15 protein-coding genes are annotated in these 20,040 nt (G+C 36.4%); 12 read left to right on the top strand and 3 right to left on the bottom strand.

Translation table 11 applies throughout. The features are described 5' to 3' along the window. The first annotated feature begins 780 nt into the window (after positions 1-780). From manD to J3U42_RS01135, 12 genes are all read left to right on the top strand, one after another. Entirely contained in the window at positions 781-1,995 is a 1,215-nt protein-coding gene (gene manD, locus J3U42_RS01080; RefSeq protein ID WP_220217969.1) for a D-mannonate dehydratase ManD, read from the top strand. A 16-nt stretch (positions 1,996-2,011) separates the two neighbouring features. Next, a complete protein-coding gene (locus J3U42_RS01085) occupies positions 2,012-3,025 on the top strand; it encodes a Zn-dependent oxidoreductase (RefSeq protein ID WP_267335063.1) in 1,014 nt (337 codons plus the stop codon). A 63-nt stretch (positions 3,026-3,088) separates the two neighbouring features. Then, entirely contained in the window at positions 3,089-4,435 is a 1,347-nt protein-coding gene (locus J3U42_RS01090) for an MFS transporter (RefSeq protein ID WP_220217967.1), read from the top strand. 27 nt (positions 4,436-4,462) lie between these two features. Next, a complete protein-coding gene (locus J3U42_RS01095; protein WP_267335065.1) occupies positions 4,463-5,947 on the top strand; it encodes a mannitol dehydrogenase family protein in 1,485 nt (494 codons plus the stop codon). Between the two features lie 182 nt (positions 5,948-6,129). Beyond that, complete coding sequence (locus J3U42_RS01100) at positions 6,130-6,813, top strand: GntR family transcriptional regulator (RefSeq protein ID WP_267329962.1); 684 nt, start codon at positions 6,130-6,132, stop codon at positions 6,811-6,813. A 206-nt stretch (positions 6,814-7,019) separates the two neighbouring features. Next, complete coding sequence (locus J3U42_RS01105) at positions 7,020-8,714, top strand: ShlB/FhaC/HecB family hemolysin secretion/activation protein (RefSeq protein WP_267335067.1); 1,695 nt, start codon at positions 7,020-7,022, stop codon at positions 8,712-8,714. A 741-nt stretch (positions 8,715-9,455) separates the two neighbouring features. Continuing rightward, positions 9,456-12,623 (top strand): filamentous hemagglutinin N-terminal domain-containing protein, encoded by a 3,168-nt coding sequence (locus tag J3U42_RS01110; RefSeq protein WP_267335069.1) that lies wholly within the window; start codon positions 9,456-9,458, stop codon positions 12,621-12,623. 235 nt (positions 12,624-12,858) lie between these two features. Beyond that, a complete protein-coding gene (yccX, locus tag J3U42_RS01115; protein WP_220217962.1) occupies positions 12,859-13,137 on the top strand; it encodes an acylphosphatase in 279 nt (92 codons plus the stop codon). Between the two features lie 82 nt (positions 13,138-13,219). Then, complete coding sequence (gene lptC, locus J3U42_RS01120) at positions 13,220-13,786, top strand: LPS export ABC transporter periplasmic protein LptC (RefSeq protein WP_267335071.1); 567 nt, start codon at positions 13,220-13,222, stop codon at positions 13,784-13,786. 3 nt (positions 13,787-13,789) lie between these two features. Next, positions 13,790-14,344: a lipopolysaccharide transport periplasmic protein LptA gene (lptA, locus tag J3U42_RS01125; protein WP_267329965.1), complete on the top strand. Its 555-nt coding sequence runs from the start codon at positions 13,790-13,792 to the stop codon at positions 14,342-14,344. A gap of 1 nt (position 14,345) precedes the next feature. Continuing rightward, positions 14,346-15,071, top strand: a complete 726-nt coding sequence (gene lptB / locus J3U42_RS01130) for an LPS export ABC transporter ATP-binding protein (protein ID WP_220217959.1) — start codon at positions 14,346-14,348, stop codon at positions 15,069-15,071. Next, complete coding sequence (locus J3U42_RS01135; protein ID WP_416379795.1) at positions 15,071-16,486, top strand: RNA polymerase factor sigma-54; 1,416 nt, start codon at positions 15,071-15,073, stop codon at positions 16,484-16,486. The genes lptB and J3U42_RS01135 overlap by 1 nt, the downstream gene beginning before the upstream one ends. Positions 16,487-16,598: 112 nt before the next feature. Here J3U42_RS01135 and J3U42_RS01140 read toward each other — a convergent pair whose 3' ends face one another. The 3 genes from J3U42_RS01140 to leuC all read right to left on the bottom strand — a co-directional run bounded on the left by J3U42_RS01140 (position 16,599) and on the right by leuC (position 19,903). Beyond that, positions 16,599-17,714: a hypothetical protein gene (locus tag J3U42_RS01140; RefSeq protein WP_267335073.1), complete on the bottom strand. Its 1,116-nt coding sequence runs from the start codon at positions 17,712-17,714 to the stop codon at positions 16,599-16,601. Positions 17,715-17,888: 174 nt separating this feature from the next. Continuing rightward, positions 17,889-18,491, bottom strand: a complete 603-nt coding sequence (leuD, locus tag J3U42_RS01145; protein WP_267335075.1) for a 3-isopropylmalate dehydratase small subunit — start codon at positions 18,489-18,491, stop codon at positions 17,889-17,891. An 11-nt stretch (positions 18,492-18,502) separates the two neighbouring features. After that, entirely contained in the window at positions 18,503-19,903 is a 1,401-nt protein-coding gene (gene leuC, locus J3U42_RS01150) for a 3-isopropylmalate dehydratase large subunit (protein WP_267335077.1), read from the bottom strand. Between the last annotated feature and the right edge of the window lie 137 nt (positions 19,904-20,040).

Genomic DNA, 20,040 nt, shown 5'->3' on the forward strand with positions numbered 1-20,040 from the left:
TATTAAACTTGCTTTAGCGTATCGCTATACCGATACGCTATTTACTGAAAACCTAAACTATCGAACAATTTAATTAACTTATTGATGAATTTTTTCATTAAAAAGATCCATTATCAGCGCATTCCTCTGTTTTTTACTTAAACGTCTATATTTTCTGAAACTTCTTGACAAGATTTGCTTTTTGTTTGAAAAGTGTTTTACGCAATCAAAACAATCAAGCTTGCTCTAGCGCCCAACCTATTAATTGCGACATATCTTGCTTAAGCGTACGCGCTATACCGATACGCTATTTACTGGAAACCTAAACTATCGAACAATTTAATTAACTTATTGATGAAATTTTTTATTAGAAAGATCTATTATCAGCACATTCCTCTGTTTTTTACTTAAACGTCTATATTTTCTGAAACTTCTTGACAAGCTTCGCTTGTTGTTTGAAAAGTGTTTTACGCAATCAAAACAATCAAGCTTGCTTTAGCGGCAATCTATTTATTGCGATATATCTCGCTTAAACATAGCGCTATTCGAGTATGCTCCTTGCAGAAGACCCAAAAATAACGACTAATTTAATTAGCTTGTGGATGAAATTTTTTATTAAAAAGATCCATTATTGACATATTCCTCTATTTTTTTACTTAAACATATATATTTTCTGAAACTTCTTGACAAGATTTACTTGTTTTTTGTGATGCCTCTCACAAAAACATACAACTCTACTTGTATGGTAGTATTTATGTGTTTATTTTTATCGCACAGAAATCCAAAAAAAAGAGGTTTGAAATGAAAATAGTTAAAGCAGAAGTTTTTGTATGTAGTCCGGGAAGGAACTTTGTCACCCTAAAAATCACCACCGATGAAGGTGTGTATGGTGTTGGTGATGCTACGCTTAACGGGCGTGAGCTATCGGTTGCATCTTATCTTAAAGACCACCTATGTCCGCAACTCATAGGGCGTGACCCGCAGCAAATTGAGGATATTTTTCAGTACTTTTATAAAGGGGCTTACTGGCGCCGTGGACCGGTTACGATGTCGGCAATATCTGCCATTGATATGGCGCTGTGGGATATTAAGGGCAAACTTGCCAATATGCCACTCTATCAATTATTGGGCGGTGCTTCACGCACGGGCGTTATGGTTTATTGCCACACAACTGGCGCCAGTATTGATGAAGCGCTCGACGATTATGCCAAACACAAAGAAATGGGCTTTAAAGCTATTCGGGTGCAGTGCGGTATACCGGGTATGAAAACAACATATGGTCAAAGTAAAGGTAAAAATTTGGCCTATGAACCGGCAACACGTGGCAATTATCCGGAAGAGCAGTTCTGGGCAACCGATAAATATCTTGATTTTACCCCTAAATTGTTTGAAGCCGTTCGCAATAAATTTGGCTTTAACGAGCATTTATTACATGACATGCACCACCGCTTAACGCCGATTGAAGCCGCTCGTTTCGGTAAAAGTGTTGAAGATTACCGACTATTTTGGATGGAAGATCCCACACCGGCAGAAAATCAAGAATGTTTTCGCTTGATTCGTCAACATACTGTCACGCCAATTGCAGTGGGTGAAGTATTCAACAGTATTTGGGACTGCAAACAGTTGATTGAAGAGCAATTGATTGACTATATCCGAACCACCATAACTCATGCCGGCGGTATCACCCATATGCGACGCATTGCTGATTTTGCTGCACTTTATCAAGTCAGAACTGGCTCACATGGACCGTCAGATTTATCGCCTATTTGTCATGCTGCGGCGCTACATTTTGATATGTGGGTACCGAACTTTGGCGTACAAGAATTTATGGGATATTCCGAGCAGATGCTCGAGGTGTTCTCGCCAAATTGGACGTTTAACGACGGTTATATGCATCCAAGTGACAAACCGGGATTGGGTATCGATTTCGATGAAAAACTTGCTGCTAAATATCCGTATAACCCCGCTTATTTACCGATTGCTCGTTTAGAAGACGGCACTTTATGGAATTGGTAATTTAACAGGAGCAAATATGAAAAGCGTAGTGATTAAACAACCTAACGAGTTGGTGATTGAAGAGCGAGAGCTGCCAAAACCGGCGAAAGGTGAGGTGAGAGTAAAAATCAAATTAGCCGGGATATGCGGTTCTGATAGCCATATCTATCGTGGTCATAACCCTTTTGCTAAATATCCAAGAGTGATTGGGCATGAATTTTTTGGTGTGATCGATGCGGTCGGTGAAGATGTAGATAGTAGCCGAATTGGTGAGCGAGTTTCGGTCGATCCGGTTATCAGTTGTGGACATTGTTATCCGTGCTCGGTCGGTCGTCCTAATGTTTGCACAAGCTTAACAGTACTGGGTGTTCATCGTGACGGAGGATTTAGTCAGTATGCAACGGTACCTAGTGCTAACGCCTACACAATTCCTGATGAAATAAGTGATGAATTTGCGGTCATGATTGAACCGTTTACTATTGCGGCTAATGCAACCGGACAGTTGCATCCCACCGAACACGATGTGGCATTAATTTATGGTGCAGGTCCAATGGGGTTAACTTCATTGCAAGCACTTAAAGGCGTATACAAGGTTAAACAAGTGATTGTTGTTGATCGCATCGATGAGCGTTTAAACATGGCGCAATTATCTGGCGCTGATCGCATAATCAATAACAGCAATTTAGCATTAAAAGATGAACTCGATAAATGCAATATCAAACCAACACTGATTATTGATGCCGCTTGTCATCCATCAATTTTACAAGAAGCTATCACCATTGCTTCGCCTGCTGCAAGAATTTTAATTATGGGCTTTTCAAGTGATCCTTGCCAAATCACTCAACAAGGGATCACCAGTAAAGAGCTATCTGTTTTTTCTTCTCGCTTAAATGCCAATAAATTCCCGATTGTGATTGATTGGTTGAAGAAGAAATTGATCGATCCGCAAAAATTAATCACGCATCAATTTGATTATACCAACGTGGCAGAAGCTATAGAGACTTTCGAGAAAGATCAAAAATCGTGTTGCAAGGTGTTATTAACCTTTTGAGTGATTTTAAACAAAGTCTAAAGCGTGACTTTGTTATATAGATAAATTATAAGTGAGTAGAATATGAGTAATATAGGAAATAATAAAAGTGAAAGAAACACTTCGGATCTGGTTAAAGCAGCGGTTTCTGGTTGGCTTGGTACGGCATTAGAGTTTATGGACTTTCAGTTGTACTCTTTAGGGGCAGCACTGGTTTTTCATGAAATATTCTTCCCTGAACATTCAGCAATCATGGCGTTGATTTTGGCAATGGGCACTTATGGTGCTGGTTATGTGGCTAGAATTATTGGGGCTTTTGTGTTTGGTCGAATGGGGGATGCCATTGGTCGAAAAAAAGTTCTGTTTATTACTATTACCATGATGGGCGTATGCACAACGTTAATTGGGGTTTTACCAACCTATGCGCAAGTCGGAATTTTTGCCCCGTTGATGCTGGTTATTTTACGTATTGTTCAGGGCTTAGGGGCTGGGGCTGAAATTTCCGGCGCCGGCACCATGTTAGCTGAATATGCACCAAAGGGGAAAAGAGGAATCGTCTCTTCATTGGTGGCAATGGGAACTAACTGCGGTACATTAAGTGCAACCGCAATATGGGCGTTGATGTTCTTTTTATTAGACAAAGATCAGTTAGTGGCTTGGGGCTGGCGAGTGCCGTTTATTGCCAGTGTTGTGGTGATGATTTTTGCCATTTGGTTACGCTTGAATTTAAAAGAAAGCCCGGTATTTGATGAAGTAAATGATAAACAGAGCCATCAACAAGTCGATAAACAACCAGTTAAACCTATTTCTTTGCTTGAAATGTTTAAAAGCAAATCGTTCTGGTTGGCCACCGGACTGCGTTTTGGTCAAGCCGGCAATTCCGGATTGATTCAAACTTTTTTAGCCGGTTATTTAGTGCAAGCACTATTATTTAATAAAAGCATCCCAACAGATGCGTTGATGATAAGCTCGATTGTTGGCTTTTTTACCATTCCTTTATTAGGTTGGTTATCCGATAAAATTGGTCGCCGTATTCCCTATATTATTATGACGCTGTCAGCGATATTGCTTGCTTATCCGATGTTATCGATAATTGTTGATAAAGATAATTCAGTTAATACAATTACGCTATGTTTGATTCTTATTCATAATATTGCAGTATTAGGGTTATTTGCTTTAGAAAACATTACCATGGCTGAAATTTTTGGCGCTAGAAATCGATTTACGCAAATGGCGATTTCCAAAGAAGCCGGTGGCCTTATTGCGGTGGGATTTGGTCCAATTTTAGCCGGTATTTTTTGCAATATAGTTCAAGACTGGTGGCCAATTGTTGTCATGATTATTGTTTACTCGTGTATTGGTCTTATCTCGGCTATCTGTATGCCGGAAGTAAAAGATCGTAATCTAGCTGACTTAAATGATGCAGCGTAATAAAGTCAATTTTGGTGGAAAAGAACAATGAGATTATCAAATCAAACATTATCACAACTGCCACAACAAGTTGTGGTACCTAACTATGACAGAAACAAGCTGAAAACAAAAATTGTTCATCTCGGCTTTGGCGCTTTTCATCGGGCTCATCAAGCTGTTTACGCTGATATCCTTGCAAGCGAGCAGGGTAGTGACTGGGGGTATTGTGAAGTCAATCTGATTGGTGGTGAAAAGCAGATTGAAGATCTAAAACAGCAAGATTATCTATTTAGCGTGTGCGAGATGTCCTATGATGATTGGTCAACACGGGTGGTTGGCGTGGTTAAACAAGCGCTACATGCCGATGTCGACGGTATCAGTAAAGTTTTAGAGGTGATGACGCGCCCAGAGATCGCCATTGTCTCCATAACCGTTACTGAGAAAGGCTATTGTTACTTACCGACTACTGCATCAATCGATACGCATAACGAACTTATCAAATATGACATAGCCAATCCTACCAAACCGAAAACCGTGCCGGGCGTGATTGTCGAGGCGCTACGTTTACGTCAAGAAAAAGGCTTGCCTGCTTTTACGGTCATGTCTTGTGACAATATGCCTGAAAACGGGCATGTCACACGAAATGTGGTGTTAGCATTAGCCAAAATGCGTGATGCAAAATTGGCACAATGGATTGAAGAAAATGCCAGTTTCCCATCCACTATGGTTGATCGCATTGTGCCGGCTGCGACCAATCAAACTATGGAAAAAATCCAACAGCAACTTGGCGGCATTGACGATCCTGCCGGTATTGCGGGCGAACCATTTAAACAATGGGTTATTGAAGATAATTTTGTCGCCGGTCGTCCTCAATGGCAAAAAGCAGGGGCTGAGCTGGTCAATGACGTTTTACCTTATGAAGAGATGAAACTACGTATGTTAAATGGTAGCCACTCCTTTTTGGCTTACCTTGGCTATTTGGGTGGATATCGGCATATTGATGAATGTATGCAAGATGCAAATTATGTCAAAGCTGCTCGTCATCTTATGTTGCAAGAGCAAGCACCGACATTAAAAGTTCAAGGTGTCGATTTACAGGCATATGCTGATTCCTTGCTTGACCGTTATCGCAATACCGGATTGAAACATCGTACTTGGCAAATTGCAATGGATGGTACATTGAAGTTACCTCAACGTATGCTTGATTCGATCCGCTATCATCTGGCGCATAATACCGCTTTTGATTGCTTAGCTTTGGGTGTGGCAGCTTGGATGCGTTACGTCAGTGGCATAGACGATGCAGGTCATTTAATTGAAGTATGTGACCCTTCAGTTGATAAAATAAAAGCATTAGTTGCCAATAGCGCTGATAATCAAGAACGGGTTAAGGCACTGTTTTCATTAACTCATGTGTTTGGTGAGGATTTCACTAATAACTCAAAATTCATTGATCAAGTGACAGACGCTTACATTTCTTTACGTAATATTGGCGCTAAACAAACGGTTGAAAAATTGGCACAAAATTTCTCCTAGCGCCTAATTTCATTTCAAATAATGACAGTGTAATGCTCGCAAGACATTACACTTTTTATTTCGATGTAAATGGATCATGATTTATCTTCCAATATTTAACGCTATTGTTTAAAAAAACTTTTCTTATATTTAAAAATCCCCTACTATTCTCGGTTATCTAATCGCTTATATAAGAATGGTATATGTTTAAATCTATTGACTTAAATATTTCTGAACCTGTTAATCAACAAATTTATCGCACGTTAAGAAGAGCTATTATCACTTGTCAGGTATTACCCGGCGTTTTATTATCAGAAAAAGAGATTTCGGGACAATTTAATGTTTCACGGCAGCCAGTTCGTGAAGCTTTTATAAAATTGGCTGAAGCGGGTTTAGTGCAGATCTTGCCTCAAAGAGGCACGTATGTAACAAAGATATCGATTAAAAAAGTGGTTGACGGGCAATTTATTCGTGAAGCGGTGGAATGTGCCATTATTAAACGAGTGGCACAGGAAATTAGCGATTTAGATATCGCTTTGTTACAGAAAAATCTTGATGAGCAAAAAGAGGCGAATGCACGTAAGGATATTCGTTTTTTCTTGGAAAAAGATGATGAATTTCATCAAATTTTAATGAATGTTATTGATTGCCAAATGGCATGGGAAACGGTTGAAAATATCAAAGCGATGATGGATAGAGCAAGATTTTTAACTTTAGGTGATATTTCCCAGCCGGAAGATCTGGTTAAACAGCATGAGAAAATTTTAGTTGCGTTAAAAAATCATGATCCGGAGCTTGCAGCACAAGCCCAACATGAACATTTATCGGCAATATTACAAACAATTAAAATTATCTCACAGCAAAAAAATGAATGGTTTGTGGATTAGTTAATGTAAATAACAAATAAAATCATAAATATAAGCATCTAACTTATCGATATAACATATTTTTATTAATACATATATTAACGTTATACTTTTTCGTACTATTAATGAGGATTTCGATTCTTTACTTTTTTTTTATAGACTAAATGATTTAATCGAATTAACATAGGCACGCTCAAAAGTACAATATATTAATAATGGTAAATAAAATGGTAGATATCAGGAAGTTATCACTTATTTTAGCAGGTTTTTTTGTGTCATTTAATGCGGTAGCTGTATCTCAACCAACGGCACAAAACCAAAAAGTCAGCGATCAACAACTCATTTACCAACAAGAGAGGCAAAAAGCAACGGAGGAAGCTTTATCCACCAAAACACCGGATATCAATTTACAATCTCCCATGAAGAAAGTTCAAAGCATTGACTTTCCAGAAGAAAAGGTGTGTTTTCGTATTGATCATGTTAAGTTATTAGAACGTGATGCCTTACCTTTTTATATTCCTCTTAATCGTTTAGCTCAGCAAGCCGAAGGACGTTGTTTAGGTAGCAATGGTCTTAATTTATTGATGACTGAACTGCAAAATCAGCTTATAAGTTATGGTTATATAACAACTCGCGTGGTGGCCCCTCAACAAGATATCACCAGTGGTACATTCACTCTATTAATCTTAAAAGGTACGGTTGGCAATATTAGCTACACTTCAGATAGTGATAGCCATTCAAGCTTATATACTAGTATTCCTTTAAAAACCGGGGATTTGCTCAATTTGCGTGCATTAGAGCAAGGATTAGAAAATTTACAACGAGTCCCTACATCGATTGCCAATATTGAATTAATCCCTAGTAAAGAGCAGGGGCAAACCGACATTGTTATTAAACGTACCCAAGATAAGTATTGGCGATTAGGTGTTTCTTTAGATAACTCCGGCACTAAAGATACCGGGCGTTATTTGGGTGGTTTAACTCTTTATCTGGATAATCCGTTAGGACTCAGTGACACTTTTTATGTGTCTGGTGATCATGATCTGGAAAATAAACACAAATATGGAACACGTGATTATCTATTTTCTTATTCTGTTCCATATGGTTATTGGATGTTTGATGCCACTATATATGGCAACACCTATCATCAAAATATCCCCGGGATTGTCGATTATCAATATAAAGGAAGAAGTAAAAACTATAACTTCCAAATTAGCCGGATCATTCATCGTAACTCAACCCAAAAAACAACATTAAGTTATGGCATCAATTTACGAGAGTCACATAACTATATGGAAGATTTGGAGCTAGAGATTCAACGCCGAAAAACAACCAATTGGAAAATCGGGCTACAACATCGTCATTATATCGATAATATGACATTGGATTTGGGGCTTTGGTACCAAAAAGGGGTGCGCTGGTTTGGTGCGCAAAAAGCGCATGAAGAAGAAGTGGGTATTGCCAGTGCTTTGACCGATATTTTTAAATTCGATTTGTCTTTATATAAGCCCTTTAGCTTAGGCAATCAAAATTTTGCTTATATTTTTGAAACTCGTGGGCAAATGACTAGGCGCAATAAACTCACACCGCCAGACCGTTTTTCAATTGGTAGTCGTTGGACTGTTCGTGGGTTTGACGGCGAGCGTATGTTAACAGCGGATAATGGGATATATATCCGTAATGAGTTAGACTGGCAAATGCCTACCAATCAGCAACTCTATTTTGGACTCGACGCTGGCCAAGTGTCCGGAGCGAATTCTGAAGATTTGGTCGGAAAACGATTGGTTGGCTCAGTGGTTGGTGTAAGAGGACGACAGTTTGATATCTATTATGATCTGTTTGTTGGTGTACCACTTTACAAACCGAATAAATTCAAAACCAACCATTTAACTTTAGGGTTTTACTTGAATTGGACTTATTAATTAGTTAGTAAGTGTTTTTAAAAGGAAATAATTAAACTTAAAAATAACACTATAGAAAATAATGAGTTATCATTTTCTTTGACAAAGATTGTTATTTTTAATCAATGGATATTAGCATGCAAAACATGCAAAAGAAACTTTACATAAAACCTTTTGACCCGTTATTCATATAAAGATTATTATATGAGAATGGCTATCAAATTGATGTAAAAGGTTTGATGATTTATTAGTGCAGTATGGTTAAAAATATAAGAATAAATACAAGTAGTTTGATTTTGGTAAAACAGTATTAAAAAGTGAATATGTTTTATATCAATTTATAACATCATAAATTAGTAACAAATCAGTTTTTAATGATAAGTCCGTAGGGCTTTAATACCTTTTTTAAGCAGCGAATTAAAGAGAATAGTTAACAATTAATTATGCTCTAATTTACTTCATAGTTAACGTTGTTAACTTCACTAATAAATTTGGATTAAATGGCAACAATAATGCATTGATACTTATTCAGTTATTGAGTTGGCAGTTAATAGAATAAAATTCATTTGATTAATTGTACTTATACGATAATTAGTTGTTATATCAATTAGTTATAGTGTTTTTTATTGCGTTAAATAAATGATGTAACTGATTTTAGTTACTCAGTTAAGTCATTTGTGTTTGGAAATGGTTTTACTAAAACAAATTGCTCTTTTAATTCATAATTTGAGCAATATAAAATAGATGAAAGGTGAAAATACTATGAATAAAAATTTATATCGAATTGTTTTTAATCAAGCTCGTGGCTTGTTTGTGGTTGTGTCTGAAATTGTCAAATCACACCAAGCGGTTTCGGGAAGTGCTAAAAAAACAAAATCAATCAGTTCACAAAATGACTTAGCTGGTAAGAGTAAAACAAGTGCATTAAAGCCATTAGTATTCTTATCGTATGTTGCTTTAGGTCTGGTGAGTGTAGCCGGAACAAGCTATGCGTCAAATATTGTGGTGGATAAAAATGCAAGCCAAAATCAACGTCCAAACGTTCATCAATTAGGTAATGGCGCTACACAAATTGATATTGCCTCACCAACTAGTGGTGGTGTATCGCATAACAAATTTAACCAATTTGATGTTTCAAAAGAAGGGGTAATCCTTAATAACTCTCGTAATGGTTCAAATACTCAATTAGGCGGAGCAATAAATGGTAACCAATCATTAACCAATAGTGCAAAAATTATTCTTAATGAAGTTAACTCTAAAAATCCGTCTCAATTACAAGGTTATGTTGAAGTTGCCGGTCAAAAAGCACAAGTTGTTATCGCAAATACAGCAGGTATCACCTGTAATGGTTGTGGTTTCATCAACGCTGACCGTGCTACGTTAACTACTGGTAAACCAATAATCGAAAATGGTAGTCTGAAAGGTTATGATGTTCAAGGTGGTAAAATTGAAATCAATGGTAAAGGTTACCGAGCATCTGGGCAAGATTATACCGATCTTATCTCTCGTAGTGTATCGATTAATGCTGAGTTATGGACTGATAATCAGTTAAATGTTGTCACTGGTAAAAATAAAGTCAGTGCTGATTTAAGCAAAATCGAAAAACAAGGTGCTGATTCGGTTTCCGGTAAGCCAGAATTCGGCGTTGATGTCTCAGCGCTAGGTGGAATGTATGCCAATAAAATCAAAATGGTAGGTACTGAGCTTGGTGTTGGTGTGCGTAATAATGGAAAAATTTGGACTAATGCTGGTGAAGTCAATATTTCTGCAGAAGGACAAATACTTAATCAAGGCTCAATTGACGCAGCTGGCGATATAGTTATAAAAAGTGTAAGTAGTGGTGTTGAAAACCAAAATTATATCAGTAGCCGAAAAGGCAGCGCTTCTTTTGCTAGTAAAAATGAGATTAAAAATAATAAGAGTGGAATTATTAAAACAAGAGAGAATATTAATTTTAACTCAGGTGAATGGACTGGTAACGATGGTTTAATCGAAGCGGGGCAAACAGTTTCATCACAAGGTTACAATTTTACTAACGGTGAAGGTGGCACAACTAAAGCCAAAAATATTCAAGTTAAAACAGTAACTTCAAGAAATACCGGTGAAATGTATGCTGATAATGAGATTAAGTTTGATGTTGATACATTATCAAACCAAGGTAAAATGATTGCCGGCAAACAAGTCTCTATCTTAGCCAAAGAGTTTTTTAATAGTTTCGAACCTGCTTTAGTCGAAAGTGAAAATATTCTTTTACAAGGTGTAACTTTCCGAAATGAAGGCAGTGTTAATGCTAAAAACCAATTAACTATCAAGTTCGATGATGCAGAAAATTATAGAGAATTATTTGCCGGCAATAAGGTATCTATAGTTGCAAATCGTTTAATCAATCGTTGGGAAAACGGTAATATACTTGCAAAAGATATCGATATTAAGACCAATGAATTTAAAAACTATTTTAAAGTTAAAGCAACCGATAAAGTAAATATTCTTTCTGATTATTTAGCTGTTATCTCTCATGGTATTATAGAAGGAGAGAATGTTGACTTAGAAGGCCACGAGTTTAATAACCAAGGTCAGGTTATAGCGAAAAATAATTTAAACATCAATATTACGAATGTGTTAAACCTTAGCGGGCTAACAAGTGGCAATAAGATGTCAATCACTTCAGAAAAATTTGTCAATCGTTGGGAAAATGGGCAAATATTTGCTAAGGATTTAGACATTTTAGCTGATTCAATTGAAAATTATAGAAACATCAAAGCAACAGACAGTATAAATATGAAGTTTGAAAAACTGACAAATATTGCAATGATATATACCGAAGGTAAATTGAATCTGGAAGGTCATATTTTTAATAATGAAATAGACGGTAATGTGCTGGGTGATCTTATTAACATTGATGTTTCTCAGGTAAAAAATGTTGGTAAACATAACTCCTTAACAGGTGAAATAATCAAAGGGATCAGCTTTATTAATTACGGTTTGATTAAATCTAAAGGCTATTTTGAATCTGAAGCATTTGATGTTAACAATGGTGCAGCTGGGAGAATGGTAATAGATAAATATGCCACTTTCACCGGAGAAAGTTTGCATAATGAAGGAGCAATAAATGTTAAAAATGATCTGACAATTAACACTAAGCAGGTTGTAAATTGGAAGTCTCTGGTCTCCACTAATGGCTCATTCAATCTAAAAGGCATCAACTTTGAAAATGGATATGGTTCGAAGATTGAAAGCGATAATACAATTAACATTGATGCAGATCTTGTCGATAATTTTGGAGTAATGGAGGCGCCTAATTTGATTAAAATCAAAGCTCGCAAAGAATTCTATAACAGAGGTCGAGAAAAGATAGTTGATGGTGTTATGGAGAGTAAAGTGATTGATATTGAAACTGATAGAGCAAGTAATGACGGTAAAATGGCTGGTTCTGATAGAATTATAGTGAAGAGCGATTACTTTATTAATAACTGGTTTGGTAATCTAGAAGGTTATGATATCAAACTTTCAGGTAATAAATTCATGAATTATGGCTCAGCTAATGCTAAAAATGAGCTACTAATTGACGAAACAAAGGCAGTAAATATTGGTAAACTTAATTCTGACTATTTAATAACTGTTAAGTCGGAAAATTTCAAAAATGCGAAGCGAGGTATAATTACGGCAGGTTGGCAAGCTGATTTTTCAGGTGGTATCATCCAAAATGATGGTTTAATTCAAACCGGTCATGCAATCGATATCGATGCTGATGATATTATTAATGATGGCTTGTTAAAATCTGATAAACATTTAAGGGTATCTGGTGGCAGTTTTTTTAACCGAGAGCCAGGTAAAGTTGATACAGAGACTGTTACAGCTAACGTGAAAAAGTATACAAATAAAGGTGAAATAAAAGGTAATATCGTTTATTTATCTAATCCAACTAATTAATTTTAATAAATTTTTATTTAGTAATTTTAATTAAATAATCGTAAGATCCTAGTCTGTTTGCATGAACCATTATGCAATAAACTAGGATCTTTTTTATCCATTTAGCGAAACTAACTTTTCAATAATCTCACCTTCAAACACTAGCACTATTTTATTAGATTGAAATTGATTTTAGTTTTACAATCTACCTAACAGTGGTTAACTTTTTATTAAACGTAGATGCAGTGGCGATATCATGATAAAACAAATTAAATTACAAGTAAGCGGTAGAGTTCAAGGCGTCGGATTTCGATTCTGTACCTATCAACAAGCCAAAAAACTTGGTTTAGTTGGTTATGTTAAAAATCTAGATAATGGTGATGTCGAAATTATTGCGCAAGGGGATACCACCCAGATAGCAAAGTTAATACAATGGCTTAACTGTGGCGGACCACGTTCTGCACGGATAGGGAATATAAATATAGATGAATTAATATCACTCAATGATTTAACTTCTTTTAATGTCCGATATTAATTTAGTGAAAAATAAAGTAAAATAAGCCAATTGTAGATGTTTCGAAAACTGATTTATCTTCTTTGTGTGATTAACTTATGCCATGAATAAAAAAAATATAATCTGTTTATTGCTTCTGATTGTGGTTATCGGAGTTTATTATAATTACCAGAAAGGTGATGAAACTAAAGTTTTGCAATCTACTGCAAATTTATCTGACACGCCAATTTATCAGAGTGATAACATGGTAACCAATGTTTACAATTTAGAGGGTGAAATTGTCTATAAAATAGAATCGGGTAAGGTTAAACACTTTGACTCATCTGAAGTGACAGAATTTGATTTGCCCAATGTTACGCTTTATGATCAAGAAAATTCTGCTACATGGCATATTACTGCTCAAAGAGCAGCATTAACTAATGATAAAAAAATCTATCTGTATAGTGATGTTCAATTAACTAACTTAACACCTGATGCACAATTACAGAAAGTACTAACTGATAATGCTGTTATTGATTTAACAACTCAACTTGTCACCTCAAAAGACCCAATAACGATCAAAGGGGTTGGATATTATTCAACCGGGCTAGGGTTGGCTGGTGATTTGCAGGCAAAAACAGCTAAAATACTTGAGAATGTCAAAACCTATTACCATACTGAGGCCGAATAAAACATGAGATCGCAAAAACAGATTATTTCTTCACTATTTTTAATTTTATTTGTTTCTTTTGGATCTATGGCTGTTGAATCCGAAAATCAAACGTCTGTTAATAAAGATGATCAAAAAGTATTTGTTGCCAACAAACCTATAACGATTGATGCTGATAATCAGCAAATTGATATTGAAAAAAATATTCTGACATTTAGTGGTAATGTTCGCATTGTTCAAGACGGTTTAACCATAAATGCCGACAGAGTCACCATTACTGATATGCAAGATACCTCAAAACAAAAAATTACCGGTTACGGTAATCCGGTTAACTTTAAACAAATATTACCGAAAAATAACCGAATTGTTACCGGGCATTCTAATCAAATTATCTATAATGTAAAAGAAAATAGTGTTGTTTTACAAGGTGATGCCGAAATTATTCAGCAAGACAATCACATAAAAAGTTCTATTATTTCCTATGATGTTAACAAACAAGTGATAGTAGCTGAGCCCGGTAAAAATAATAGAGTAAAAACTACTATAATCCCAAGCCAAGTAAAAGGGATGAATAAATAATATGTCAATATTAAGAGCAGTTAATCTAGCAAAAGTTTATAAAAAACGACGTGTTGTCGAAGATGTGAGTCTGACAGTTAATTCAGGTGAAATTGTTGGCTTATTAGGGCCAAATGGTGCCGGTAAAACCACCACTTTTTACATGGTAGTGGGGATTGTGACGTTAAATGCAGGTAAAATTTATCTTGATGACCATGATATTAGTATTTTACCTTTGCATGAACGAGCTAAAAAAGGAATTGGCTACTTGCCTCAAGAAGCCTCCATATTTAGAAAACTCTCAGTTATAGACAATATCATGGCCATTTTGGAAACCCGCAATGATATCGATAAAAATGAAAAAATCGATCGGGCAGAAGAGTTACTTGAAGAGTTTCATATCACCCACATTCGAGACAGTATCGGACAATCCTTATCCGGTGGTGAACGTCGCCGGGTTGAAATTGCTCGAGCGTTAGCAGCTAACCCAAAATTTATCTTGCTTGACGAGCCTTTTGCCGGCGTTGATCCGATTTCAGTTATCGATATTAAAAATATTATTAAGCATTTGCGTGATCGCGGCTTAGGAGTGTTAATTACTGATCATAACGTACGTGAAACACTTGATGTTTGTGAACGAGCTTATATTGTCAATAAAGGACATTTGATTGCTGAAGGTACGCCAGATAGTATTTTAAGTAACGAGTATGTCAAACGCGTATACTTAGGGCATGAATTTAGATTATGATGAAAACTGGTTTACAACTGAAAGTCTCTCAACAATTATCGATGACCCCACAGTTGCAATTAGCAATTCGGATGTTACAGTTGTCAACTTTAGAATTAAGGCAAGAGATTCAAACTGCACTTGAAAATAATCCATTACTTGAAGTTGATGATCAATATGATGAAATTAACGTAGAGTCAGCAGAGTTAAATGAAAATATCGATACCAGAGAAGCTTTAGATAGTGAACAAATCCCGGAAGATATTCCGCTTGATGCTTCCTACGAGGATATTTATACTGCCGGAACGCCCTCCGGCACTAACTCTGATTATCGTAGCGATGAATTACCGATATACCAAGGTGAAACTCACGAAACATTACATGACTATTTGAATTGGCAACTTGATTTAACCCCATTTAGTGACACAGATAGAGCTATTGCAACCTCGATTATTGAAGCGATTGATGACCGAGGATATTTAACGGTTTCCGCTGAAGAAATTTTAGAAGAGCAAGGCAACGACGAGATTGAACTTGATGAGGTTGAGGCTGTACTAAAGCGGATTTGGAATTTCGATCCTATTGGCGTTGGCGCCAGAACTTTACAAGAATGCTTAGCCATTCAAATTCAGCATTTAGCGACCCCACCATTAGTAAAACAAATCATTGATAACTATTTGGACTTGTTGGCTACACGGGATTATCGAACCCTTAAAAAGGTGTTAAATGCCAGTGATGAGCAATTAAAAGAAGCGGTGAATTTTATTCAACACTTACACCCTTACCCCGGTGATTCGGTCAACACGACGCCGCCAGATTATGTTATACCGGATGTGATAGTGAAAAAAAGTGAAGGTAAATGGGTTGTTGATTTAAACAACGAAACCGTACCGTCTTTACGCATAAACCAGCAATATGCCGCAATGGAAAAAGTAAGCAGTGAAAGTGATAGTCAATATATACGGTCACATTTGCAAGATGCTAATTGGTTTATAAAAAGTATTGAAAATCGTAATGAAACTTTATTAAAAGTCAGCCAATTTATTGTTGAGCATCAACAAGCTTTTTTTGAATATGGACAGGAATATATGAAACCGATGATTTTATCGGATGTGGCGTTGGCTATTGATATGCATGAATCGACAATTTCCCGTGTTACTACACAAAAATATTTGCAATGTCCAAGCGGAATATTTGAACTTAAATTCTTTTTTTCCAGCCATGTTAATACCCAATCAGGTGGGGAAGCATCATCAACGGCAATTCGGGCGTTAATAAAAAAATACATTTCGGCAGAAGATAGTAAAAAACCATTGAGCGATAGTAAACTGGTCTCGATTCTTCAAGAGCAGGGTATTATTATTGCACGCCGAACTGTTGCCAAATATCGTGAAGCATTATCCATTCCACCGTCCAGTCAACGTAAACAACTTTAATGATATCATTTATTTTTAGCTATCACTTTCTGAGTGATAGCTATACTTGCAAGTGATAAGTACAACCTATAAACCATTTAAAATGATCGCTAGATTGTTTAATCAAATTCAGTCATCGTGATATTTTATTGTTATATTTTTTGTAATTATTTATTACTATTAGTAGAGCAAATATCGCCGATATAACCCCAACTATTATCAAACCTATATCATATTCCGCTTCAAATAAATTAATAAGTATATAGATTGAGATTAGCAGTAATATCATTATCAAATAAGAGAATAGGATACTGGTTAAATAACGATAACCAGGAGCGACACAAGACGCTACTGAAACAGCTAATCCACAGGATAACATTAAGCCTAAAATGGCTTTTAAAGATATTGTTATTGGGTTACTTTGCGTATGTGTTAGGTTAGCAAAGATATAAAAGAATATTGAAACGCTCAAAAAACCGATTACACAGCCAATTATAAAACCAGGTAAAACACTTAACCACCTTATCCAGGCTGGCCAATTCCTCATAAAATAAAGACCGCCATTGTCATCTAAATCTGCCCACCCTTTTTTCTTTGGTTCTAAATCAACAGATTCATTCCGTTTGGCATACTTATCTAACATTGCTTCAATATATTGATAATCAGCTAAATGATCAAAACACTCTTTAGTTAAATTATAGCGATCTGATTCTTGATTGATTGTTTTTTGTATTAAGCAAATGCTGTTATAAGTATGATTATATTCAATATTACACAAAGTAATATTTTCAATGCTCTGATCATGCTTCATTAGTTGAATTGTTTGATTGTCAATAACAACTTTACTAATGATTGGATGACGTTGAATGTGAATTGTATTTTGACACTCAATATTCTCATATTTTTTAAAGTAGACAATGTATTTATACACTATCTTGTTTTCTTGCAACAGAGCAATCTTGTTTACTCTACTGATTGTCAGCATTTCGCCTTCAATATTAAGCGTTTTACCGATATAAAAATGTTTTTTAAAAATTGAATCTTGTTTATTCGTTTGTTTCTGAAAGAATTTTGATTGGGCAATAATGACTTTTTGGTTTAACGACGGAATTTCAACAAGTTGCGTTTTGTATTCCTCTTTTCCTTTTCGCTGTATCAAATAGATAATGAAAATAATGAGAAACAGAAGAACAATAGGAATTGATATGTATTGGATATCATTCCATAGAAATTGTAAAGTTTGTAGCATGTTCCTTATTCCTTATAAACAGTTAATATTTGTATTTTTCTGATCTAAAAGCCAGTGGTGGTAGTATATCTTGAAGTGGTTATCAGATAGAAGTTAAACTGAAGAACTGATGTGGAAAAAAGGTGAGATATCATCACTTAAATAATAGTAAGCGATGATATCTTAATTAAGCACTTATGCTAAAAAAGAGGGGATGTTATGTTCAAATGCACTAATGGCATCTTCATGCTGTAGCGTTAAACCAATATTATCTAATCCATTTAACAAACAATGGCGTTTAAATGCATCAATTTTAAATGAATATTGCTTATCGCCTGCAATCACAACTTCGTTAACCAGATCGATTGTAAATTCGATTCCTTCATTGGCTTCAACAATTTTGAAAAGTTCATCAATGTCTTCCTCTGAAAGATTGACTAACAATAATTGATTGTTAAACGAGTTGTTATAAAAAATATCGGCAAAACTCGATCCTATAATCGTTTTAAACCCATAATCTGCTAACGCCCATGGTGCATGCTCACGAGATGAACCGCAACCAAAATTTTCACGTGCTAATAAAATACTGGCGCCTTTATAACGGGGCTTATTTAAAACGAAATCGGGGTTAGGTTGTTCGCCTAGGTCATCTAAAAAACGCCATTCATGAAAAGCGTGTTTACCAAAGCCGGTGCGAGTTACTTTTTGTAAAAATTGTTTTGGGATAATGGCATCGGTATCAACATTAGCCGCATCTAAAGGAACGACCAGTCCTGTATGTTTTGTAAATTTAGCCATGACCAGTCTCCTTAAAATGGTTTGCGAATATCAGTAAAATGCCCGGTAATGGCAGCAGCGGCAGCCATGGCCGGACTGACTAAATGGGTGCGAGCATCACGACCTTGTCGTCCTTCAAAATTACGATTACTGGTAGAGGCACAGCGATCGCCCGGTGCTAATTTGTCATCATTCATCGCCAGACACATTGAGCAGCCCGGTAATCGCCATTCAAAACCGGCATCAATAAAAATTTTATCTAACCCTTCCGCTTCCGCTTGTTGTTTTACTGGGCCGGAACCCGGAACGACTAGTGCTTGTACGCCTTCGGCGACTTTACGCCCCTTAGCAATTTTGGCTGCTGCACGCAAATCTTCTATACGTGAATTGGTACATGATCCAATAAAGACTTTATTGATCTTAATATCACTCATTTTAGTACCGGCAGATAATCCCATATAGGTTAAAGCACGCTGCGCCGAATGTTTTTCAATTGGGTCAGCAAAATCATTAGGATTTGGTACCGTTGCATCAATCGATGTAACTTGACCGGGATTTGTTCCCCATGTCACTTGTGGGGCAATGTCTTTGCCCTCAAGGGTAACAACACTGTCAAAATGCGCCCCTTCATCAGTTTTTAAGGTTTTCCAATAAGCCACCGCTTTATCAAAATCCTCCCCTTTTGGTGAGAATTGGCGACCTTTTAGGTATTCAAATGTGACTTCATCGGGTGCTACCAGACCGGCCTTAGCGCCCATTTCAATTGCCATATTACATAATGTCATACGGCCTTCCATTGATAAAGATTTAATGGCTTCACCGCAAAACTCAACCACATGTCCGGTACCGCCAGCACTGGTTGTTTTACCAATAATTGCTAAAATAATATCCTTAGCGGTAATGCCGTCGGCAACCTGACCTTTAACTTCAATTTTCATGGTTTTAGCTCGCCCCTGTTTTAACGTTTGGGTAGCTAATACATGTTCCACTTCCGATGTGCCGATACCAAATGCAAGTGCGCCAAATGCGCCATGAGTTGCAGTATGTGAATCGCCACAAACAATTGTCATACCGGGTAGAGTCATACCTTGTTCTGGTCCTACCACGTGCACAATACCACGTAATGGGCTTTGTAATCCATATAGGGATACGCCAAACTCTTCGGCATTTTTTGCCAATTCGGTTAACTGAATGCGAGCCATTTCACTACAAGCATCTAAATCATTACTTTTGGTTGAAGTATTATGATCCATGGTGGCAAACGTTTTGTGAGGCTGACGTACTTTACGATTCATGGCACGTAAACCGTCAAAAGCTTGTGGGGACGTCACTTCATGCACTAAATGACGATCGATATATAAAATCGGTGTTTCGTTCGGCGCTTGATAAACGACGTGTGCATCATATATTTTTTGATACAGTGTTTTCGACATTGCATATTCCTTGTTATTGTCACTACCGGTACTTAAAACATAGTTTTATCGTATTAATTTACTTAGATTAAGGTGACCAACATTGCGTATTTAAGGCCGATTGCCAACTATCAAAATTACACAACTTGGTCACATAA

The organism is Gilliamella sp. B2923 (genome assembly GCF_026536565.1).
Taxonomy (GTDB): Bacteria; Pseudomonadota; Gammaproteobacteria; order Enterobacterales; family Orbaceae; genus Gilliamella.

Excerpts from the sequence above, each read along its gene's own strand:
- manD (WP_220217969.1), top strand. The coding sequence starts at position 781 with ATGAAAATAGTTAAAGCAGAAGTTTTTGTATGTAGTCCGGGAAGGAAC.
- J3U42_RS01085 (WP_267335063.1), top strand. The coding sequence starts at position 2,012 with ATGAAAAGCGTAGTGATTAAACAACCTAACGAGTTGGTGATTGAAGAG.
- J3U42_RS01090 (WP_220217967.1), top strand. The coding sequence starts at position 3,089 with ATGAGTAATATAGGAAATAATAAAAGTGAAAGAAACACTTCGGATCTG.
- J3U42_RS01095 (WP_267335065.1), top strand. The coding sequence starts at position 4,463 with ATGAGATTATCAAATCAAACATTATCACAACTGCCACAACAAGTTGTG.
- J3U42_RS01100 (WP_267329962.1), top strand. The coding sequence starts at position 6,130 with ATGTTTAAATCTATTGACTTAAATATTTCTGAACCTGTTAATCAACAA.
- J3U42_RS01105 (WP_267335067.1), top strand. The coding sequence starts at position 7,020 with ATGGTAGATATCAGGAAGTTATCACTTATTTTAGCAGGTTTTTTTGTG.
- J3U42_RS01110 (WP_267335069.1), top strand. The coding sequence starts at position 9,456 with ATGAATAAAAATTTATATCGAATTGTTTTTAATCAAGCTCGTGGCTTG.
- yccX (WP_220217962.1), top strand. The coding sequence starts at position 12,859 with ATGATAAAACAAATTAAATTACAAGTAAGCGGTAGAGTTCAAGGCGTC.
- lptC (WP_267335071.1), top strand. The coding sequence starts at position 13,220 with ATGAATAAAAAAAATATAATCTGTTTATTGCTTCTGATTGTGGTTATC.
- lptA (WP_267329965.1), top strand. The coding sequence starts at position 13,790 with ATGAGATCGCAAAAACAGATTATTTCTTCACTATTTTTAATTTTATTT.
- lptB (WP_220217959.1), top strand. The coding sequence starts at position 14,346 with ATGTCAATATTAAGAGCAGTTAATCTAGCAAAAGTTTATAAAAAACGA.
- J3U42_RS01135 (WP_416379795.1), top strand. The coding sequence starts at position 15,071 with ATGAAAACTGGTTTACAACTGAAAGTCTCTCAACAATTATCGATGACC.
- J3U42_RS01140 (WP_267335073.1), bottom strand. The coding sequence starts at position 17,714 with ATGCTACAAACTTTACAATTTCTATGGAATGATATCCAATACATATCA.
- leuD (WP_267335075.1), bottom strand. The coding sequence starts at position 18,491 with ATGGCTAAATTTACAAAACATACAGGACTGGTCGTTCCTTTAGATGCG.
- leuC (WP_267335077.1), bottom strand. The coding sequence starts at position 19,903 with ATGTCGAAAACACTGTATCAAAAAATATATGATGCACACGTCGTTTAT.